14 protein-coding genes, 3 tRNA genes and 1 pseudogene are annotated in these 19352 nt (G+C 67.5%); 10 read left to right on the top strand and 8 right to left on the bottom strand.

Annotation, left to right across the window (positions count from 1 at the left end; translation table 11 throughout):
* Positions 1–30: 30 nt before the first annotated feature.
* The gene (locus AC5P76_RS05900; protein ID WP_253119028.1) at positions 31–939 is read right to left on the bottom strand and encodes a helix-turn-helix domain-containing protein; all 909 of its coding nucleotides are present in this window, start codon (positions 937–939) and stop codon (positions 31–33) included.
* A gap of 145 nt (positions 940–1084) precedes the next feature.
* Here AC5P76_RS05900 and emrR point away from each other — a divergent pair, with 145 nt between their 5' ends.
* From emrR to emrB, 4 genes are read left to right on the top strand one after another with little or no spacing between them, the layout of a single operon-like run.
* Positions 1085–1528 carry a multidrug efflux system transcriptional regulator EmrR gene (emrR, locus tag AC5P76_RS05895; RefSeq protein ID WP_053518351.1) on the top strand — a complete coding sequence of 148 codons (444 nt, stop codon included), beginning with the start codon at positions 1085–1087 and terminating at the stop codon, positions 1526–1528.
* A complete protein-coding gene (gene emrC / locus AC5P76_RS05890) occupies positions 1525–3018 on the top strand; it encodes a multidrug efflux transporter outer membrane subunit EmrC (protein WP_065174708.1) in 1494 nt (497 codons plus the stop codon). Before emrR ends, emrC begins: the two co-directional genes overlap by 4 nt.
* 11 nt (positions 3019–3029) lie before the next feature.
* Positions 3030–4208, top strand: a complete 1179-nt coding sequence (gene emrA, locus AC5P76_RS05885) for a multidrug efflux MFS transporter periplasmic adaptor subunit EmrA (protein ID WP_053518354.1) — start codon at positions 3030–3032, stop codon at positions 4206–4208.
* 7 nt (positions 4209–4215) lie between these two features.
* A complete protein-coding gene (emrB, locus tag AC5P76_RS05880) occupies positions 4216–5802 on the top strand; it encodes a multidrug efflux MFS transporter permease subunit EmrB (protein ID WP_053518356.1) in 1587 nt (528 codons plus the stop codon).
* Positions 5803–5978: 176 nt separating this feature from the next.
* On the opposite strand, the gene AC5P76_RS05875 is transcribed toward emrB, so the two are convergent.
* Positions 5979–6063: transfer RNA gene (locus AC5P76_RS05875), tRNA-Leu, on the bottom strand.
* A 50-nt stretch (positions 6064–6113) separates the two neighbouring features.
* On the bottom strand, positions 6114–7013 hold the full coding sequence (locus tag AC5P76_RS05870) for a LysR family transcriptional regulator (RefSeq protein WP_253119075.1): 900 nt from the start codon (positions 7011–7013) through the stop codon (positions 6114–6116).
* A gap of 100 nt (positions 7014–7113) precedes the next feature.
* On the opposite strand from AC5P76_RS05870, the gene AC5P76_RS05865 reads away from it, so the two are divergent.
* Positions 7114–7860, top strand: coding sequence for a sulfite exporter TauE/SafE family protein (locus AC5P76_RS05865; RefSeq protein ID WP_253119030.1), 747 nt, complete (start codon positions 7114–7116; stop codon positions 7858–7860).
* Positions 7861–7923: 63 nt separating this feature from the next.
* On the opposite strand, the gene AC5P76_RS05860 is transcribed toward AC5P76_RS05865, so the two are convergent.
* Together AC5P76_RS05860 and AC5P76_RS05855 are read right to left on the bottom strand one after the other, a co-directional pair.
* Positions 7924–8008: transfer RNA gene (locus tag AC5P76_RS05860), tRNA-Leu, on the bottom strand.
* 130 nt (positions 8009–8138) lie between these two features.
* Positions 8139–8223: transfer RNA gene (locus tag AC5P76_RS05855), tRNA-Leu, on the bottom strand.
* A 359-nt stretch (positions 8224–8582) separates the two neighbouring features.
* Between AC5P76_RS05855 and rnr the strand changes: the two are divergent.
* From rnr to rlmB, 3 genes and pseudogenes are all read left to right on the top strand, one after another.
* A pseudogene (gene rnr, locus AC5P76_RS05850) lies at positions 8583–10811 on the top strand (ribonuclease R); the annotation flags it as partial.
* 30 nt (positions 10812–10841) lie between these two features.
* Positions 10842–11336, top strand: coding sequence for a GFA family protein (locus AC5P76_RS05845; protein WP_180875659.1), 495 nt, complete (start codon positions 10842–10844; stop codon positions 11334–11336).
* A gap of 92 nt (positions 11337–11428) precedes the next feature.
* On the top strand, positions 11429–12172 hold the full coding sequence (gene rlmB / locus AC5P76_RS05840; protein WP_053518184.1) for a 23S rRNA (guanosine(2251)-2'-O)-methyltransferase RlmB: 744 nt from the start codon (positions 11429–11431) through the stop codon (positions 12170–12172).
* A 93-nt stretch (positions 12173–12265) separates the two neighbouring features.
* Here the strand turns inward: rlmB and AC5P76_RS05835 are convergent, their stop codons facing one another.
* Genes AC5P76_RS05835 through AC5P76_RS05825 form a run of 3 tightly spaced genes read right to left on the bottom strand, consistent with a single transcriptional unit; the run spans position 12266 to position 16901 of the window.
* Positions 12266–13705, bottom strand: a complete 1440-nt coding sequence (locus AC5P76_RS05835) for an efflux transporter outer membrane subunit (RefSeq protein ID WP_317233200.1) — start codon at positions 13703–13705, stop codon at positions 12266–12268.
* Positions 13702–15660, bottom strand: coding sequence for a MacB family efflux pump subunit (locus AC5P76_RS05830; RefSeq protein WP_111185759.1), 1959 nt, complete (start codon positions 15658–15660; stop codon positions 13702–13704). Before AC5P76_RS05830 ends, AC5P76_RS05835 begins: the two co-directional genes overlap by 4 nt.
* Positions 15657–16901: an efflux RND transporter periplasmic adaptor subunit gene (locus tag AC5P76_RS05825; protein ID WP_111185757.1), complete on the bottom strand. Its 1245-nt coding sequence runs from the start codon at positions 16899–16901 to the stop codon at positions 15657–15659. Before AC5P76_RS05825 ends, AC5P76_RS05830 begins: the two co-directional genes overlap by 4 nt.
* Before the next feature lie 205 nt (positions 16902–17106).
* Between AC5P76_RS05825 and AC5P76_RS05820 the strand changes: the two genes are divergently transcribed.
* The gene (locus AC5P76_RS05820; RefSeq protein WP_053518224.1) at positions 17107–17835 is read left to right on the top strand and encodes a response regulator; all 729 of its coding nucleotides are present in this window, start codon (positions 17107–17109) and stop codon (positions 17833–17835) included.
* 6 nt (positions 17836–17841) lie between these two features.
* Positions 17842–19251: an ATP-binding protein gene (locus tag AC5P76_RS05815; protein WP_053518188.1), complete on the top strand. Its 1410-nt coding sequence runs from the start codon at positions 17842–17844 to the stop codon at positions 19249–19251.
* Positions 19252–19352 lie beyond the last annotated feature (101 nt).

Here is a 19352-nt window from a genome sequence, read left to right as displayed (position 1 = left end):
CGACGGCGGTCGCCGCTCGCAATCCTGTGATTATCCGGATGCGGCCGGGGATGCCAAGCCGCGCGCAGGGTCCAGGCCGGTTTCCAGTCCATTCCCGGCCCGCGCCAGGTAGCGCCCGGGCGGCAGGCCGAAATGGCGGCGGAACACGGTGACGAAGGCGCTGGCGCTGCTGAAGCCCAGCGCATGGGCGATATCGGCCACGCTGCGGCCATCGGTCAGCTGCCGCAGCGCTTCGGACAGACGGGCCTGCTGGCGCCACTGCGCGAAGCTCAGCGTTGTCTCGTCGCGGAAGTGGCGGGTCAGGCTGCGCGGCGAAAGCCCGGCCCAATGCGCCCATTCGGCCAGGCTGCGCTCGTCGGAGGGATCGGCCAGCAGCTGCGAGGCGATCTTCAGCAGGCGCCGATCGTGCGGCATCGGCAGGTGCATGCGCTGGCGCGGTGCGGTGCGGATCTCGTCCAGCAGAACCTCGATGATGTGCTGGTGCTCGGGCGTGGCGACCTGGTCGAGCGACCAGCCGCAGATCCGGTCCGCCAGTGCCTGCGCCAGCCTGGACAGGCCCAGCACGCAGGGGGCGGCGGGAAGGGCAGTGCAGGCCGGCGCGGCCAACGCCATGCCCCAGCCACGCAGCGGGCCGTCCAGGGCGACCGTGTGCGGTTCCAAGGGCGGCATCCAGCCGGCCGAACCGGGCGCCAGCGACCACGTTCCATGCGAGGTGCGGGTGGTCAGCAGGCCGCGTTCGACGCAGATCAGCTGCGCACGCTGGTGATGGTGCCAGTCGACTTCACGGGCGAGCCCCTGCGGACTGTCGAAGCGGAAACCGACGACCGGCGGGCCATCGTTGCGCTCGAACCAGTCCAGCGCCTCGTTGCGCAGCAACTGCCGGGCCGGGGCGATGTCCCCCTTGTTCATCCTGTCCGATGGCTGGAATGTGTCATTCATTGGCTTGATGGTACTACCGGGCCATCCTGGGGCGCCATTAAGGTAGGCGCCTTCACTGATCCAGCCCGCTGCTGCAACACAGCATTCGATGCCAGATCGAATATTTCCATTGAGAAATATTTTTTTTGGAAGAGAATGCACTCCCATGATCTGTCCTGCAACCACTCCCCCCAGCTTCGGCCTGCTGCTGCGCCAGGTGCGCGACGGCCTGGTCCGCCAGCTTGACGCGTCCATGGCCGAAGAAGACCTGGGCATCGGCTTCACCCACTACATCGGGTTGAAGGTGCTCTCGAACATGGCCCCCTGTACCGCCAACGAACTGGCCCAGGCCATCGACCAGGTACCCAGTGCCGTCACCCGCCTGCTGGACAAGCTCGAAGCCCTGGGCTGCGTTCGCCGCGAGGCACATGCGCAGGACCGCCGTGCGCTGCAGATCGTGCTGACCGATGAAGGCCGCGCACTGTGGGCGCGCTTGAAGCTGCGCGGCGACGCGGTGATGGATTACGCCCTGCGCGATCTGTCCGCCGACGAGCGCACGCTGCTGTTGTCCCTCCTGACCCGAATCCGCGATTCCCTGACGACCCCATGAACCCGATCCCGCATTCCTCATTCCGCCGGTCCGGGCGCGCGCTGCTGCTGTCGGCGCTGGCGCTGGCGCTGGCCGCCTGTGCCAGCAGCCGCGGCCTCGAACCGCAGGCCCGCCTGCTCGATGTGGACAGCCTGCACAGCGAGCGCACCCTGGCCGACACCGATCTCAGTGCCACCGGCTTCCCCGCACAGGACTGGTGGAAGGCATTGGGCGATGCGCAGCTGGACGCGCTGATCGCCGAAGGCCTGGCCGGTCATCCGAGCCTGGACGCCGCCGACGCACGTCTGCGCCAGGCGCAGGCCAAGGTCGGTACCGCACGCGCTGACCGCCTGCCCAGTCTCTCCGTTTCCGGCGGCTATACCGGGCTTCGCCTGCCCGAGTCGATGGCCGGCGACGAGATCGGTGGCCACTACGCAGGCAGCAGCCAGGTCGCTTTCGACTTCAGCTACGGCATCGACCTGTGGGGCGGCAAGCGCGCCGCCTGGGAAGCGGCCGTGGATGGCGCGCATGCCGCCACCGTGGAGGCCCAGGCCGCGCGCCTGAACCTGTCCACCGGCATCGCCCAGGCCTATGCGGACCTTGCTTACGCGTGGCAGCTCGACGATGTCGCCGAGGAAGAACTGACGCGGTCGCAGAAGTCGCTGGAACTGACCCGGCAGCGTCGCCGTGCCGGCATCGACAGCGATCTGCAGGTGCGCCAGGCCGAAGCCCGCGTGCCCGCCGCGCAACAGCAGGTGCAGGCCGCGCAGCAACGCATCGACGCCGCCCGCACCGCATTGGCCGCCCTGGTCGGCAAGGGCCCCGACCGTGGTCTGACGATCGAGCGTCCGCAGCCGTTGAATCCGACGGCCCTGCAGCTGCCAGGCGTGCTACCCAGCGAGCTGCTCGGCCGTCGTCCTGACATCGTCGCCGCACGCTGGCGCGTGGAGGCGGCCAACAAGCAGATCAAGGTCGCCAGGACGAAGTTCTACCCGAGCCTCAACCTGACCGCGCTGGCCGGCGTGGTGGCGCCGAATGTCGGCGATCTGCTGCAGAGCAGTTCCACCTTCGCCTACATCGGCCCGGCGCTGAGCCTGCCGATCTTCGAAGGCGGCAAGCTGCGCGCCAACCTGGCCGACACCGATGCGCAGTACGACCTGGCGGTGGCCAATTACAACCAGGCGGTGCTTGACGCACTGCGCGACGTGGCCGACCAGGTCAATGCGGTGCGCTCGCTGGCGCAGCAGGCGCAGTCGCAGCAGCAGGCCGTGGACACGGCGCGTGCAGCGTTCGACCTGGCCGGGCAGCGTTACCGCGCCGGCATCGGCAGCTACCTGGATGTGCTGTCCGCACAGTCCACCCTGCTGCAGTCACAACAGCAGCTGGCCAGCCTGCAGTCGCAGCAGGTGCAGACCTCGGTGCGCCTGAGCAAAGCGCTGGGCGGCGGCTTCCAGCCCAGTGATGCCGATCGCGCGCCGCTTGCCTCCCATTCCGATTCCTCGCATTCCTGAAGATCTCCGCCATGAGCCAGACCCAAGACACTGCGGCCCCGGCCGCCTCCAACCGCCGCAGCAACCTGCTGCGGGGCCTGTTCGTCATCGTCGTGCTGCTGCTTGCCGCACTGGCGCTGTGGTATTTCATGTTCGGCCGTTGGTTCGAAGAAACCGACGATGCCTACGTGCAGGGCAACCTTGTACAGATCACCCCGCTGGTGGCAGGCACCGTGGTCGCCATCAATGCCGATGACGGCATGCGCGTGGAGCGTGGCCAGCTGCTGGTGCAGCTGGACCCGGCCGATACGTCCGTGGCCCTGCAGCAGGCTGAAGCCAACCTGGCCAAGACCGTTCGCCAGACCCGTGGCCTGTATCGCAGCGTGGAAGGCGCGCAGGCAGACCTGAATGCCCGTCAGGTGACCCTGAAGCGCGTGCGCGAGGACTTCGCCCGCCGCAGGGATCTGGCCGCCACCGGTGCCATCTCCAACGAAGAACTCGCCCATGCCCGCGATGAGCTGGCGGCGGCGGAAGCAGCGGTGGCCGGTTCGCGCGAGACCGTCGAGCGCAACCGTGCGCTGGTCGACGATACGGTGATCGCCACCCAGCCCGACGTGCAGGCGGCCGCCGCGCAGCTGCGCCAGGCCTACCTCAACAATGCCCGCGCCGGCATCGTCGCGCCGGTCACCGGTTATGTGGCCCGTCGCTCGGTGCAGGTGGGCCAGCGTGTGCAGCCGGGTGCCGCACTGATGGCCGTGGTGCCGACCGAGCAGATGTGGGTCGAGGCCAACTTCAAGGAAACCCAGCTGCGCCACATGCGCCTGGGCCAGGAAGTGGAGCTGAAGTCTGACCTGTACGCCGGCGATGTGAAGTACAAGGGCCGCGTGCAGAGCCTGGGTCTGGGGACCGGCTCGGCGTTCTCGCTGCTGCCGGCGCAGAACGCCAGCGGCAACTGGATCAAGATCGTGCAGCGCGTTCCGGTGCGCATCGCCATCGATGCCAAGCAGCTTGCCGAACATCCGTTGCGTATCGGCCTGTCGATGAAGGCCGAGGTGAGCCTGCGCGACCAGAAGGGCGAGGTGCTGCCGAGCGCCCCGGCCAAGGGCACGGTGTTCGACACCGACGTCTATGCCAAGCAGCTGCATGATGCCGACGAGGTGATCCACTCGATCATCCAGGGCAACGTGCCGCAGCAGTCGAAGGTGGGCTGAGGTCGCCATGTCCGCCCAAGCTCCAGCCGCGCCCGGAAGCCCGGGCGCACCGGCGGCGCCGGGTGCGGCCGCCGGGTTCCTGCCGCCGAGCGTGGCCCTGTGCACCGTGGGCCTGGCGATGGCCTCCTTCATGCAGGTGCTCGACACCACCATCGCCAACGTCTCGCTGCCGACCATCGCCGGCAATCTCGGCGCCAGTTCGCAGCAGGCGACGTGGGTCATCACTTCGTTCGCGGTCAGCACGGCCATCGCACTGCCGCTGACCGGCTGGCTCAGCCGCCGTTTCGGCGAGCGCAAGCTGTTCGTCTGGGCCACGCTGGCCTTCGTCATCACCTCGCTGTTGTGTGGCCTGGCGCAGAGCATGGGCATGCTGGTGGTGTCGCGCGCCCTGCAGGGCTTCGTGGCCGGCCCGATGTATCCGATCACGCAGTCGTTGCTGGTCTCGATCTATCCACGCGAGAAACGCGGGCAGGCGTTGGCGCTGCTGGCGATGATCACCGTGGTCGCGCCGATCTGCGGGCCGATCCTCGGGGGCTGGATCACGGACAACTACAGCTGGGAATGGATCTTCCTGATCAACGTGCCCCTAGGCATCTTCGCCGCGCTGGTGGTGGGCAACCAGCTGAAGGGCCGTCCGGAACACGTGGAGAAGCCGAAGATGGACTACGTCGGCCTGATCACGCTGGTGATCGGCGTCGGCGCACTGCAGCTGGTGCTCGACCTGGGCAACGACGAGGACTGGTTCTCCTCCACCCGGATCGTGGTGCTGGCCTGCGTGGCGGTCGTGGCGCTGACGGTGTTCCTGATCTGGGAACTGACCGACAAGGACCCGATCGTCGACCTGAAACTGTTCCGCCACCGCAACTTCCGCGCCGGCACGCTGGCGATGGTGGTGGCCTATGCCGCATTCTTCAGCGTGGCCCTGCTGATTCCGCAGTGGCTGCAGCGCGACATGGGGTACACGGCGATCTGGGCAGGCCTGGCGACGGCGCCGATCGGCGTGCTGCCGGTGATCATGACGCCGTTCGTGGGCAAGTATGCCTCGCGCTTCGACATGCGCATGCTGGCGACCATCGCCTTCGTGTTCCTGTCGATGACCAGCTTCCTGCGCTCGGGCTTCAATCTGCAGGTGGACTTCCAGCACGTGGCCGGCGTGCAGCTGATCATGGGCATCGGCGTGGCGCTGTTCTTCATGCCGGTGCTGCAGATCCTGCTGTCGGATCTGGATGGTCGCGAAATTGCCGCGGGTTCGGGCCTGGCCACGTTCCTGCGCACGCTGGGCGGCAGCTTTGCAGCATCGCTGACCACCTGGCTGTGGGCACGTCGCACGCAGGTGCACCACGCCGATCTGACCGAACACATTTCGGCCTATCAGCCGGGCATGCAGGACCAGGTTGCGGCGATGGGGCAGGGTGACCTGCAGCATGGTGCAGCGGTGCTCAACACCATGATCAACCACCAGGCATCGCAGATGGGCTTCAACGACATCTTCTTCCTGCTGGGCTGGATCTTCCTGGCCATCATCACCTTCCTGTGGCTGGCCAAGCCGCCGTTCGGTGCCGGTGCCGGTGCAGCGGCCGGTGGCGGGCACTGAAACTGCCCGCAAACACGGCGCTGTATGTCGACCCCGCCGCAAGGCGGGGTTTTTGTCTGTGGTGAGTTCTGCCAGGCGGCGTTCGCGCAACGCGCGGAAGGCGTCGCCCTTGCGTTGACGCTGCGGATTCCGGAAACGAAAAAACCCGCCTTCGCGGGTTTCATCATCATGAGTCGTGGTGCCCAGGAGAGGACTCGAACCTCCACGGTTTTACCCGCTAGTACCTGAAACTAGTGCGTCTACCAATTCCGCCACCTGGGCGACTCAGGAGGGGAATTCTGCGGTACGGCATCGGATGTGTCAACACCATTTCATGCTTTTTTCTCCGCTTCCACGCCGAGGTGCAGCAGCAGGCTGCGCATCGCTGTCGACAGCCGTGTCCAGTCGGCGAAGCAGGCACACAGGCGGCGCTGTGCCCACGCATCCGCGAGGGGCACCGCCAGCGCCTGTGTCGCGCGGCGGTGCTGGCGGGCGATGGCGCGCGGCACGATACCCACGCCGATGCCGTGACCCACCATGATGCACACGCCTTCGAAGGTCTTCATGCGGATGCGCACGTCCAACCGATGGCCGATGTCGCGTGCCTGCGTTTCGATGTAGGTCTGCAGCGCATTGCCATCGGCCAGCGCGACGAAGGTTTCGCTGGCCACATCGGCGAAGGCCAGCGTGCGACGGGCCGCGAAACGATGGCCTGCGGGCAGCAGCATCACCAGGGGATCCTCGGCAACGACATGGCGTTGCAGGCCGGTTGCCTCGACCGCATCACTGATGATTCCCGCTTCGGCCTGGCCAGCGGTCAGGGCGCGGACCACTTCAGGGCTGGTGCGTTCGTGCAGTTCGACGTGCAGGCGTGGGCGTTCGGCCAGCCAGGGAGCCAACCGGGAAGGCAGGTAGCTGGTCAGTGCGGCGGTGTTGGCATACAGGTGCAGGGTGCCGCGCGCGCCCTTCGCGAAGGCCTGCAGTTCGCCCCGCAGCTGTGCCTGTTGATGCAGGATCTGGCGCGCGTGGTGGGCGAGGGCGGCCCCGGCTTCGGTCAGGCTCACGCCGCGCGGGTGACGCACCAGCAGCGCGGTGCCGGCGTCGTTCTCGATCGCCCGCAGGCGTTCGCTGGCAGAGCCCAGCGCCAGGTTCGCCTGCGCGGCGCCTGCGGTGATGCTGCCGGCGTCGGCCACGGCCAGGAACAGGCGCAGGTCGGCGATGTCCATCCGCATGTCACGGCCCTCGTTGCGTGCCGCCTGCCTTCGGGCCAGCCGAAGGGTGGGGCGCATAAGCCGCATTGTGCGCGGAAGGCGCGCTGGTTCCAATGACGGCATGAGCGAGACGACATTCTTCTATGGTCTGCTGGTCGCCGTGTTCATGCTGGCGGGGGGGGTCAAGGGCGTGACCGGCATGGGCTTGCCGACCGTGGCGATGGGCCTGCTGGGAGGGGCGCTGTCGCCGGTGGCGGCGGCGTCGATGCTGTTCATTCCGACCTTCGTCACCAACGCCTGGCAACTGCTGGCCGGGCCATCACTGGGGCCGATCGTGCGACGCCTGTGGCCGATGATGCTGGCCGTGGTGGTGGTGACCCTGGGCGCGGCGACGTTGCTGGTGCGGGTCGACCGCACCTGGTCGCGGGTGGCGCTGGGCGTGGCGCTGGTGGTGTATGCGCTGTATGCCTTGGTTGCGCCGGTGTTCCGTGTGTCGCAGCGGCGTGAGCGTTGGCTGGGCCCGCTGGTGGGGGCGATGTCCGGCGTGGTGACCGGGGCGACCGGAGTGTTCGTGATGCCGGCGGTGCCGTACCTGCAGTCGCTGGGGCTGCAACGCGAAGAGCTGGTGCAGGCGCTGGGCCTGGCGTTCACGGTGTCGACCCTCTCGTTGACGGGTGGGCTGGTGCTGCACGGCGCATTCGGTGTGCAGCAGCTGGGACTGAGCGCGCTGGCGGTGTTGCCGGCGCTGGCGGGCATGTGGCTGGGGCAGGTGATCCGGCAGCGGATCAGTGCGCGGGTGTTCCGCGTGTGCTTCCTGGGCTTCCTGCTGCTGCTGGGCCTGGAGCTGGTGCTGCGACCGCTGTTCTGATCCGGTTGGCTGGCGCCCGGACATGAAAAAACCCGCTTTCGCGGGTTTTTCTCAGTCTCGACGTGGTGCCCAGGAGAGGACTCGAACCTCCACGGTTTTACCCGCTAGTACCTGAAACTAGTGCGTCTACCAATTCCGCCACCTGGGCGTCGAGGAGCGAGATTATGGGGTGCCGTGACGGGGGTGTCAACACCCTTGTGAACGCCCGGCCACGCTGCGGAACGACGGCAGGAAACGCGGGCAAAAAAAATCCCCGCCGAGGCGAGGAGATTTTTCGTTGGTGCCCAGGAGAGGACTCGAACCTCCACGGTTTTACCCGCTAGTACCTGAAACTAGTGCGTCTACCAATTCCGCCACCTGGGCGTTCCAGAGGCGCAATTGTGAAGATGAATCCGCAGGCTGTCAACGACTTCGCGGAGTTTTTTCACGTGGCGCCTGCAAGCGGGTCGCTGACCGGTTCTGCACGCCGTCAGCAGCTACCATGGAGGGCGATGACTACCAAAAAACCAAGCAAGGGCGGGAGCAAGTCCCGCAGCCAGGCCCCGAAGAAGGGCGCCAAGACGGGTGCAGCCCGTACCTCCCAGCCGGGCAAGCCACTGCCGGGCTGGTTCCCGGAACTGGGTGGTGGCGGCGCACCGCCGCGCGGTCGCCCGGGCCGTGGCGGCGACGCCCCGGGACCGGCGCCGGGCCGCAAGCTGCCGCCGGCCGGCAAGGTGATCGAGGATCCCTACGCGTCCCGCGAAGCCGAGAAGTACGAACAGCCCATCGCCAGCCGCGAGGCCATTCTGGCCCTGCTGGAGCGCTGCGAAGGGCCGCAGACTGCCGAGGAGCTGGGTGCCCGCCTGGGCCTGACCGCGCCGGACCGGGCCGAAGCGCTGTCGCGCCGGCTGGGTGCGATGGTCCGTGATGGCCAGCTGGTGCAGAACCGCCGTGGAGGTTTCGCGCCGGTGCAGGCGCTGAGCCTGGTCACCGGTGTGGTGATCGCCAATCCGGAAGGATTCGGGTTCCTGCGCCCGGTCGAGGGCGGTGACGACCTGTTCCTGCCGCCCTATGAAATGCGCAAGGTGATGCACGGCGACAAGGTGCTGGCGCGTGTCACCGGCATCGATCATCGCGGCCGCCGCGAAGGCAGCATCGCCCGCGTGCTCGAGCGCGGCATGACCCGTCTGATCGGTCGCTTCAGCATCGAGATGGGCATCAATTACGTGGTGCCTGATGACAAGCGCGTGCAGCGCAACGTGCAGGTGCCGCCTGATCAGACCGGAGGTGCGCGTGATGGCCAGCTGGTGGTCTGCGAGCTGACGCAGGCGCCGGACAGCCGCCGTCCGCCGATCGGCCGCATCATCGCGGTACTGGGTGACAAGCTGACCGCCTCGCTGGCGGTGGAGACCGCCATCCACGGCCACGAGCTGCCGTTCGAGTTTCCGCAGGAGGTGCTGGACGAGGCCGCCGCGGTGCCGCTGGTGGTCGAGCCGGCGATGATCGGCGACCGCGTCGACCTGCGTCGCACGCCGCTGGTGACCATCGATGGCGAGGATGCCAAGGACTTCGACGATGCGGTGTATTGCGAGCCGAACGCGGAGGGATTCCGTCTGGTGGTGGCCATCGCCGATGTCTCCAACTATGTGCGTCCGGGCACGCCGCTGGATGAGGAGGCGCAGAAGCGCGCTACCTCGGTGTACTTCCCGGGCTTCGTCGTACCGATGCTGCCGGAGACCCTGTCCAACGGTATCTGCTCGCTGATGCCCAAGGTCGACCGCATGTGCTTCGTCTGCGACATGCAGATCGACCGCGATGGCCAGGTCGTCCACTCGCGCTTCTACGAAGCGGTGATGAATTCGCACGCACGCCTGACCTATACCCAGGTGTGGCAGGCCGTGGGCGAGGACGATGCCGGCGCGAAGGCCGTCATCGGCGATCTGCTGCCCCAGGTGCAGCGCCTGCACCAGCTGTACAAGGTGCTGGCCAAGGCACGTGCAAAGCGCGGGGCCATCGAGTTCGAGAGCAGTGAAGTGCGCTTCGTGCTGGACAATCGTGGCGAAGTCACCCAGGCCGGCATGCTGGTGCGCAACGACGCGCACAAGCTGATCGAGGAATGCATGATCGCCGCCAACGTGGAGGCGGCCAAGTACCTGCTGTCGCGCCATGTGCCAGCGCCGTACCGCGTCCACGAGAAGCCGCCGGAGACCAAGTACGCCGACCTGCTGGAATTCCTCAAGGAGTTCAAGCTGAGCCTGCCGCCGTGGTCGAAGGTGCGCCCCGGTGACTACACCAAGCTGTTGAAGAAGATCCGCGACCGTCCCGATGCCACGCTGCTGGAGTCGGTGCTGCTGCGCAGCCAGAGCCTGGCCGTCTACAGTCCGGACAACCACGGTCACTTCGGGCTCGCGCTGGAGGCGTACGCGCACTTCACTTCGCCGATCCGCCGCTATCCCGATCTGCTGGTGCATCGCGCGATCAAGCATGCGTTGTCGGGCAAGCCGCTGGACAAGTTCACCTACACCGCACGCGAGATGGCAGCGCTGGCGCTGCAGTGCTCCGAACGCGAGCGCCGCGCTGACGAGGCCGAACGCGAGGTCGACGAGCGTTACCGGGCCGCGTGGATGGAGAAGCATGTCGGCGGCCAGTTCGATGGCGTGATCAGTGGCGTGACCAGCTTCGGCCTGTTCGTGGAACTGGACGATTCCAAGGTGCAGGGCCTGGTCCATGTCACCCAGCTGCCGCAGGACTATTACAAGTTCGATGCGACCCGCAAGACACTGACCGGTGAACGTCGTGGCAGCAGCTACCGGCTGGGTGACCGCGTGCGCATCCTCGTACTGAAGGCCAGCATGGAAGAGCGCAAGATCGACTTCCGGCTGGTCGAACACAAGGGCGAGGAAGAAGAGGCAGGACTGTCGCCGCTGCCCGAACGCGGCAAACCGGCCAAGCGCAGGAAAGAGAAGTACTGATCCGTAGAGCCCGTTCTGGAGGAAAGCAGCATGCAGGGCCAACCCGAGTACAGCGGCGGCTGCCAGTGCGGTGCCATCCGCTTCCAGGTGCGCGGTGAGCTGTCCGACAGTTCGATCTGCCACTGCCGGATGTGCCAGAAGGCCTTTGGCGCGTATTACGCGCCTTTGGTCTCGGTGCGCGGCGTGCAGTTCAGCTGGACCCGCGGCCAGCCGCGCTATTTCCAGTCCTCCAATGTGGTCCGGCGCGGTTTCTGCGGCGACTGCGGCACGCCGCTGACCTATGAAGCCCCCGACGGCATGGCCGTGGCGGCGGGCGCCTTTGACCAGCCGGAACGGTTGCCGCCGACGATCCAGTACGGTGTCGAGCGCAAGCTGCCCTTCGTCGATGCCCTGGGCAGCCTGCCGGCACGGCGGACGGAGGAGGACGTGGCGGCGCTGGACTTCCTGGCTGCGATCGTTTCCCACCAGCATCCCGACCACGACACGCCACACTGGCCGCCGCGCAGCCGTTCAGCCGACGGGTAAACGGCGGGTAGCGCCGGGCCCTGCCCGGCGAGCGCGAAGCGCGGCCGTCGCCGATGCTCTACCATAGCCACCCCCTTTCCGGTCCCGCCCGCATGAGCAAGAACAGCCAGTGGATCGTCGGCGTCAACGCCGTCGCCTCCTCCATCGAGAACGACGCCGAGAACGTCCGCGAAGTGCTGGTCGAGGCCGGTGCGAAGAATCCACGCCTGACCGAAATCGAAGAGAACGCGCGCCGCAAGGGGATCGATGTCCGCCGGGTCACCGCGCAGGCGCTGGACGGCGTTGGCGGTGCGGTCCGCCACCAGGGCGTGGCCGCGCGCTATGCCGCTGCGCGCACCTACAGCGAGAATGAACTGGAAGGCCTGGTCACTGCCGCTGAAGGCCGGGCCCTGCTGCTGGTGCTGGATGAGGTACAGGACCCGCACAACCTGGGCGCCTGCCTGCGTTCGGCCGCGGCGGCCGGTGCCACTGCGGTGATCATTCCCAAGGACAAGTCGGCGACGGTGAATGCCACCGTGCGCAAGACCTCGGCCGGCGCCGCCGACCGTATCCCGGTGGTGGCCGTGACCAACCTGTCGCGCTGCCTGAAGGATCTGCAGAAGCAGGGCGTGTGGATCTACGGCCTGGCCGGTGAAGCGACCGCGTCGCTGTACGATCTGGACCTGAAGGGCAACATCGCGCTGGTGCTGGGCGGTGAAGCCGACGGCCTGCGCCGCCTGACCCGCGAGAACTGCGATGGACTGGTCAAGATCCCGATGCCGGGCGAGATCGAGAGCCTGAACGTATCGGTCGCCGCGGGTGTCAGCCTGTTCGAGGCCGTGCGCCAGCGCGGCTGATCGTCCCGTGGTAGCGCCGGGCCATGCCCGGCGGATCCAGTCCGACCACGCTCATGGCGTGCCGCGCTCCACGCCGCCGGGCATGGCCCGGCGCTACCCCGCGCTGCCGCCCAGCGCCTTGAACAGCGTCACATCGTTGGTCAACTGGCTCTGCCGGACGCGGGCCAGTGACAACTCCGCATCGCGCCGGGTCTGCTGGGCTTCCAGCCAGGTCCGCAGGTCGGTGGCACCCACGCGGTAGCGCACTTCCTGCATGCGTTCCACTTCCACCGCCTCGTCATACGAGGCCTGCGACGCCGCCACCTGGCGCGCCAGCTGCTCGCGTGCCGACAGCGCGTTGTCCACTTCCGACAGGGCGGTGTACAGCGTCTTGCGGAACCCGGTCGCGGCGATCTGGTAGTTGGTACCGGCCACGTCGGTATCCAGCTGTGCGCGCTGCAGGTTGAGGAAGGGCAGGGACAGGCCGGCACCGAGCGTGGCCACCGGATTGCGCAGGACATCGCCCAGCGAGGTCGCGCTGGAACCGAGGCTGCCGGTCAGGCTCAACGCCGGGTAGTACTGGGTGGCGGTGACCTTGATCGTCTTCAGGCTGTTGCGCAACCGCAGCTCGGCCGCGCGCAGGTCGGGACGGCGAGCGAGCAGGTCCGCCGGCAGGCCTTCAGCGATGCCAGGGCTGCGTGCCTGCTGCAGGTTCTGCGGCTCGTCCTGTTGCGGCCACGGGGTGCCGTCGAGCAGCACGGTCAGCGCATTGCGCACTTCCACGCGCTGCTGTTCCAGCGCACTCTGCGCAGCGCGCTGCGACTGCAGGTTCTGCAGGGCCTGGCGTACTTCCAGGCGCGAAACCGCACCGGCATCGAAACGGGCCTGGACCAGTTCGCGGGTGCGTTCCAGTCGCTCCAGGTTGGCCTGGCCGGTGCTGATCGACTGGTTGAGGTACGCCAACGCCCAGTACTGGCTGATGGCATCGCCGATCACCAGCAGGGCGGTGTTCTGTCGATCTTCCTCGGTGGCTTCAGCCTCCCAGCGTGCGATGTCGCGCTGGGTCCTCAGCCGGCCCCACAGATCGACTTCCCAGGCCAGCGAAACGCCGGTGGAATAGCTGCGGCGCCAGTCGTCGGCCTGGTCGGTGGCACGGCTGCCGCTGCCACTGACGCCCGACGAGGACGGCTGTGGCCAAAGCGCGTTGCTGGCGAGCCCGGCCTGCAGGCGGGAACGCTGCACGGCCAGGCCGGCGGCGGCAAGGTCACTGTTGGCGGCCAGCGCCCGGGCTACCAGCCGGTCCAGACGTTCATCGCCGAAACCGCTCCACCAGACATCCTCTCGGATGTCGCGGGCAGGCGTATCCAGGCTGCTGCGCGGAGCGTCCACCGGTGCGTTGAGTGCGGCATTGCCACGCCCATAAGCAGCAGCCACGTCGGGATCGGCAACCGGATAACGGCCGACCGAGGCACAGCCGGACAGGGCCATCAGTACGGCGCCGGCCAGCAGCAGGCGCGAGGGAGCAGGAAAGGGGAGCATGGGCATCGTCTTCATTCGCGGGCCAGGGCCTCCACCGGGTCGAGCTGCGCGGCATTGCGCGCGGGAAGGAAGCCGAAGCCCACGCCGATCAGGGTGGAACAGGCAAATGCGGCGATGATCGAAGCGGTGGAGAACAGCACCTGGAAGTCGCTGGCGAAACGTCCGATCATCGAGCCCAGCAGCAGCGCCAGGCCGACGCCGAGCAGGCCTCCGAGCAGGCACACCAGCACCGCCTCGATCAGGAACTGCTGGCGGATGTCACTCTGCCGGGCACCCACGGCCATGCGCACACCGATCTCGCGGGTCCGCTCGGTGACCGAGACCAGCATGATGTTCATCACGCCGATGCCACCGACCAGCAGTGCGATGGCGGCGATCGCGCCGATCAGCAGGGTCATCGTGCGTGTGGTCTGCTCGATGGTCTCGCGGATTTCGGCGCTGTTGCTGAGGAAGAAATCCTCGGTACCATGGCGCATCGTCAGCAGGCGGGTGATCGCCTCCTGCGCGGCGTCCATCGGTGTGGCGTCATCCACGCGCACGGTGATGCTGGAGACGTGACTCTGGCCCAGCATGCGTGACATCACGGTCGTGTACGGCACCCAGACGCTGAGACTGGTGCTGCCACCAAAACCGAAGCTCTGCCGCTTGGCGACACCGACCACCCGCACCGGAACGTTGCCGAGCAGGATGACCTGGCCGACAGGATCGACGCCGGGGAAGAACTGGGTCTGGGTGTTCTCGTCGATGATCGCGACCTGGGCCAGCCCTCGCACCGCATCGGCATCGAAGAAGCTGCCACTGAGCAGGGTCACGCCCTTCACCCGGAAGAACTGCTCGCCAACGCCGCTGACCTGGGCGGTGGAGGACTGGTTGCGGTAACGCGCGGTGACCGAGGTCGACACGCTGGGCGTGGCGCTGTCCACGTAGCTCTGCCGTGAGAGCGCATCGGCATCGCTGGCCTTGAGCGTCTGCACCCGTGCAGAGCGCATGTCGCCGAAACCGCGGCCGGGATACACATCGATGGTGTTGGTTCCCAGCGCGCTGATGTTCTGCAGGATCTGTTGCTGCGAGCCGTTGCCGAGCGCGACCACCGAGACCACCGAAGCAATGCCGATGATGATGCCGAGCATGGTCAGGAACGTGCGCAGGCGATGCGCGTTCATCGCCAGCAGGGCCATGCGGAACGCTTCGGTGAAGCGGTCGCGCGCTGCGCGCCAGCTGTTGCCGTGGGCAACACCGGTGCTGGCCTCGCGTCGCGCGCGATAGGACGGCGCATCAGGATTGGCGCGGTCGGCGATGATCTCGCCATCACGGATCTCGATGATGCGCTGGGCATGCTCGGCCACGCTCATGTCGTGGGTGACGATGATGATGGTATGTCCCTCGGCATGCAGCTCGCCCAGGATTGCCATCACCTCTTCGCCGGATTTCGTATCCAGGGCGCCGGTGGGTTCATCGGCCAGGATCACCTCCCCGCCGTTCATCAATGCACGCGCGATCGACACACGCTGCTGCTGGCCACCGGACAGCTGGCCCGGCTTGTGATGCATGCGGTCGCCCAGGCCGAGCCGTTGCAGCAGCTGCTCGGCCCGCGCGTTGCGTACCGGGCCGGGGCTGCCCGCGTATACCGCCGGCACTTCCACGTTGCCGCGTGCATCCAGGTCACCGAGCAGGTGGTAGCGCTGGAAGATGAAGCCGAAATGCCCGCGCCGCAGTTCGGCCAGCTCGTCCGGCTGCATCCGGCCGGTTTCGCGGCCGGCCACCTGGTAGCTGCCCCGGGTGGGGCGATCCAGGCAGCCGAGGATGTTCATCAGGGTGGACTTGCCCGAACCGGACTGGCCGACGATGGCGACCATTTCGCCGGCGTGGATGTCCAGGTTGACGTCGCGCAGCACGGCAATGACGTCGTCGCCGGCCGGGAACTCGCGTCGCAGGTCACGCAGGCGCAGCAACGGCGCCGTCGTGCTCATCGGCGCGGGCCCATGCCCGGGCCGCCGACGCGCATCTGCATGCCTCCCCGGTTGCCGCCGCCCGCAGACGCTGCCGCGGCGCTGGCCTCGCCGACCACCACGCGTTCGCCCTCCTGCAGGCCTGAGAGGATTTCAGCCGATGCACCGTTGTTGATGCCGACCTTGACCTTGCGCGGTTGTGGCTGGCCCCGATCATCCACCACCCGTACCACGCGCTCGCCGTCGCGGGTCTTCGGCCCCAGTGCCACCGCCGGTACCATCAGCACGCCCTTGGCCTGCTTGAGCAGGACCGACACCTGCGCGGTCATGTCGATGCGCAGGGTGCCGTCCGGGTTCTCCACGTCGAACAGGGCGTTGTAGTACACCGCGCTGCTGGAGCTGGAACTGGAAGAGCTGCTGGAGCTGGACGAGCTTTCATTGGCAATCGATGCCGGTGCCGGATTGATCTGCCGCAGCGTGGCGTGATACTTCCGGTCCGGGTCGCCCAGCGTCGTGAAGTACACCGGCATGCCGGCCTTGATCTTCACAACGTCCGCCTCGGACACCTCGGCATTGACCGTCACCACGTCCAGGCGCGCCAGCATGACGATGGTCGGCGCGGTCTGGTTGGCGTTCACCGTGCGGCCTTCCTCGGCCACCACGGCGACCACGGTGCCGTCCATCGGCGCGGTGATCCGGGTGTAGGCCAGGTTGGCCCGGGCGGTACCCAGCTCGGTTTCGCGACCCTTGATCTGTGCCTCGTAGGACTGCAGCTGGGCGCGCGCGGTTTTCAGCTGTGCTTCGGCGGCATCGTACTCCTGGCGGGAGGTGGCCTCGGCGGCCAGCATCTGCTGCTGGCGTGCGAATTCCAGCTCGGCCTGGCGCAGTGTCGCCTGCTGCACCGCCCGCTGCGCGATCACCTGGTCCAGCGAGGCCTGTGCGTTGAGCACCTGGTTCTGCTGGGTGGTGGCGTCGATCTCGGCGATCAGGTCGCCTTCCTTCACCGTATCGCCCAGCTGCACCTTCAGCGATTTGATCTGGCCGGAGGCCTGCGCACCTACGCTGACCAGCTTGTAGGCGTCGATCACGCCGGTCGCCTCAACGGTCTGTTCGATGTCGCCACGGCCTACGGGGGTGGTGGCCAGGGCCGGAGCGGCCGGCTTGCGCAGCAGCCACCAGGCGGCCACGGCAGCGATCAGGACGAGCAGGGCGGCCAGCATCAGGCGGCCCCGGCGGGTTGCGGGCAACAGGCGGCGGATCACGTGGTGGCTTCACTCTCGGTGCCGCGATGGCGGCGATGGTGGGCATTGTGAAGACCGGGCGATCAACCGCTCAATCCTCAGGGTGTGTCTGTGTGTAACACTGTCGGCGAAAGCGCGTATCGACAGGTATCCGGCCCGCGGGTGGATACAGTGGTACGCATTGGCCAGGATGCGGTTCAGCTCCCGACACGGGATGATCCGCGACATGGAGACTGAAAACCCGATGCATCGACTGCTGATCGTCGACGACGACAACGACATCCGCACCCTGCTGGCCGAGCAGCTCGGCCGCGCCGGCTACCAGGTCAGCACGGCGGCCGACGGCACCAGCATGCGCCAGCTGCTGGAGCGCGAACACGTGGACCTGATCGTGCTCGACCTCAACCTGCCGCGCGAGGATGGCCTGACCCTGTGCCGTGACCTGCGGGCACGCTCGAACACGCCGGTGATCATGCTGACCGCCCGCGCGGAACCGATCGATCGCGTGCTGGGCCTGGAAATGGGCGCCGATGACTATCTGGCCAAGCCGTTCGAGCCGCGCGAGCTGCTGGCGCGCATCCGCAACGTGCTGCGCCGTACCGAAGCCCTGCCGGCCAATCTGGAGCCACTGGCGGTGCGCCGTGCACGATTCTCGCGCTGGGTGTTCGATCTGGAGCACCGCCACCTGGTCGATCCGGACGGGCGCGTGGTGGTGCTGTCCGGCGCGGAGTTCCGCCTGCTGCGGGTGTTCATCGCACATGCCAACAAGGTCCTGTCGCGCGAGCAGCTGGTCGCGCTCAGCAGCGGCCGTAACTATGAGGCGCAGGATCGCGCGATCGACCTGCAGGTCAGCCGCCTGCGCAACAAGCTGGGTGACGATGGCGGTCCCGATGGGCTGATCAAGACCGTGCGCAACGAAGGCTATGTCCTCGCCTCGGCCGTCAACCTGGAATAAGCCGCGATGAATCGCCTGCGCCACTTTCTGTCCTCGATGGTCGGGCGGCTGTTCGTGATCCTGCTGCTGGGCATGTCGGTGGCGGCGATCGGCGCGACCATGCTGGCCACCTCCAAGCGGCAGCAGGAGTTCGAGCGGCAGAACCTCAACCGCATCGCCGATCGCCTGCAGGGCTACGTCAATCTGCTCGACGGCAATCCCGAGCTGCGCGAGCGCCTGCTGGAAGTGGGCGGGCCGAGCGTGCGCGCGCTGCAGTCCGGTGCGCGCGTGGGACGTGCTGATGCTGCGCTGATGGAAGTGCTGGAGGACCGCCCGGGCCCGGTCGCGCGGGCGCAGGTGCACTTCACTTCGTTCCGCTCCTGCATTCCCAGGCTGCAGGAACTGCTGCCACCGCCGCCGCCCGGCTACCGCAAGCATCCTCGCGAGCGCGATCCGGCGTTCATCCCGCCCAAATGCCGCGCGGTGGACGTCACCCTCAACGACGGTACGTTGCTGAAGCTGGCACTGGATTCCCCGGCGGTGGCCCACAACGGCATCCTGGCCGTGGACCCGCTGTTCCTGACCCTGCTCGTGCTGGCCATCGCGGTACTGGCCTACATCGTGGCCCGCATGGCCAGCGCACCGCTGCAGGAGCTGGCCGCCGCCGCCGAGGATCTTGGCGACGACCTGCAGCGCGATCCGCTGCCGCTGCGCGGTCCGCGTGAAGTACAGCGCGCCGCCGAAGCCTTCAATGCCATGCAGCACCGCCTGCAGCGACACCTGGCCGAGCGTACGCAGATGCTGGCGGCGATCACCCACGATCTGCAGACACCGCTGACCCGCCTGCGCCTGCGGCTGGAGAACGTGACCGATGAGGCGCTGCGCGAGCGCCTGATCGGCGATCTGGCTGCGATGCAGGCACTGGTCCGCGAAGGCCTGGAACTGGCCCGAAGTGCCGAGAGCGCCGAGCAGCGCGCTGCACTGGACCTGGATTCGCTGCTGGAGAGCATCGTCGAGGACACCGCAGAAGGTGGTGCCGATGTCGTCTTCGAGGGCAGGAGTGATGCGGTGCTGATGCTGCGGCCACTGGCGATGCACCGCCTGTTCTCGAACCTGGTGGACAACGCGGTGATGTACGGCCAGCGCGTGCGGGTGCGCATCGAGCGGGGCGGCGGCAGCATCACCGTGGTGGTGGCCGATGATGGCCCCGGCCTGGCCGACGACCAGTTGGAAGCCGTATTCGACCCGTTCGTGCGGGTGGAGACCTCGCGTTCGCGCGAAACCGGTGGGGCCGGGCTGGGCCTGACCATTGCGCGCGCTCTGGCCGAGAAGGACGGCGCGCGGCTGTGGCTGCGCAACCGTGCCGAGGGCGGACTGGAAGCCGTGGTGCAATGGCCGGCCAGTGCACAGGTGGTGGCGCCGGGTCGGGCAGGCTGAGCAGACGCGGTGGGAGCTGCGTTCCGGCAGGCCCCACGCAAAACTGACGCGATAGCCCTGCCTGCAGCACGATAGGGCGAATGCGTCACCCACGGTAATTG

The organism is Stenotrophomonas sp. YJH_SMC_36 (genome assembly GCF_059369935.1).
This window is presented reverse-complemented; position numbering and strand designations above follow the sequence as displayed.

Bases quoted from the DNA above. Each gene is read 5' to 3' on its own strand.
- AC5P76_RS05900 (WP_253119028.1), bottom strand. From the start codon at position 939: ATGAATGACACATTCCAGCCATCGGACAGGATGAACAAGGGGGACATC.
- emrR (WP_053518351.1), top strand. From the start codon at position 1,085: ATGATCTGTCCTGCAACCACTCCCCCCAGCTTCGGCCTGCTGCTGCGC.
- emrC (WP_065174708.1), top strand. From the start codon at position 1,525: ATGAACCCGATCCCGCATTCCTCATTCCGCCGGTCCGGGCGCGCGCTG.
- emrA (WP_053518354.1), top strand. From the start codon at position 3,030: ATGAGCCAGACCCAAGACACTGCGGCCCCGGCCGCCTCCAACCGCCGC.
- emrB (WP_053518356.1), top strand. From the start codon at position 4,216: ATGTCCGCCCAAGCTCCAGCCGCGCCCGGAAGCCCGGGCGCACCGGCG.
- AC5P76_RS05870 (WP_253119075.1), bottom strand. From the start codon at position 7,013: ATGCGGATGGACATCGCCGACCTGCGCCTGTTCCTGGCCGTGGCCGAC.
- AC5P76_RS05865 (WP_253119030.1), top strand. From the start codon at position 7,114: ATGAGCGAGACGACATTCTTCTATGGTCTGCTGGTCGCCGTGTTCATG.
- AC5P76_RS05845 (WP_180875659.1), top strand. From the start codon at position 10,842: ATGCAGGGCCAACCCGAGTACAGCGGCGGCTGCCAGTGCGGTGCCATC.
- rlmB (WP_053518184.1), top strand. From the start codon at position 11,429: ATGAGCAAGAACAGCCAGTGGATCGTCGGCGTCAACGCCGTCGCCTCC.
- AC5P76_RS05835 (WP_317233200.1), bottom strand. From the start codon at position 13,705: ATGAAGACGATGCCCATGCTCCCCTTTCCTGCTCCCTCGCGCCTGCTG.
- AC5P76_RS05830 (WP_111185759.1), bottom strand. From the start codon at position 15,660: ATGAGCACGACGGCGCCGTTGCTGCGCCTGCGTGACCTGCGACGCGAG.
- AC5P76_RS05820 (WP_053518224.1), top strand. From the start codon at position 17,107: ATGGAGACTGAAAACCCGATGCATCGACTGCTGATCGTCGACGACGAC.
- AC5P76_RS05815 (WP_053518188.1), top strand. From the start codon at position 17,842: ATGAATCGCCTGCGCCACTTTCTGTCCTCGATGGTCGGGCGGCTGTTC.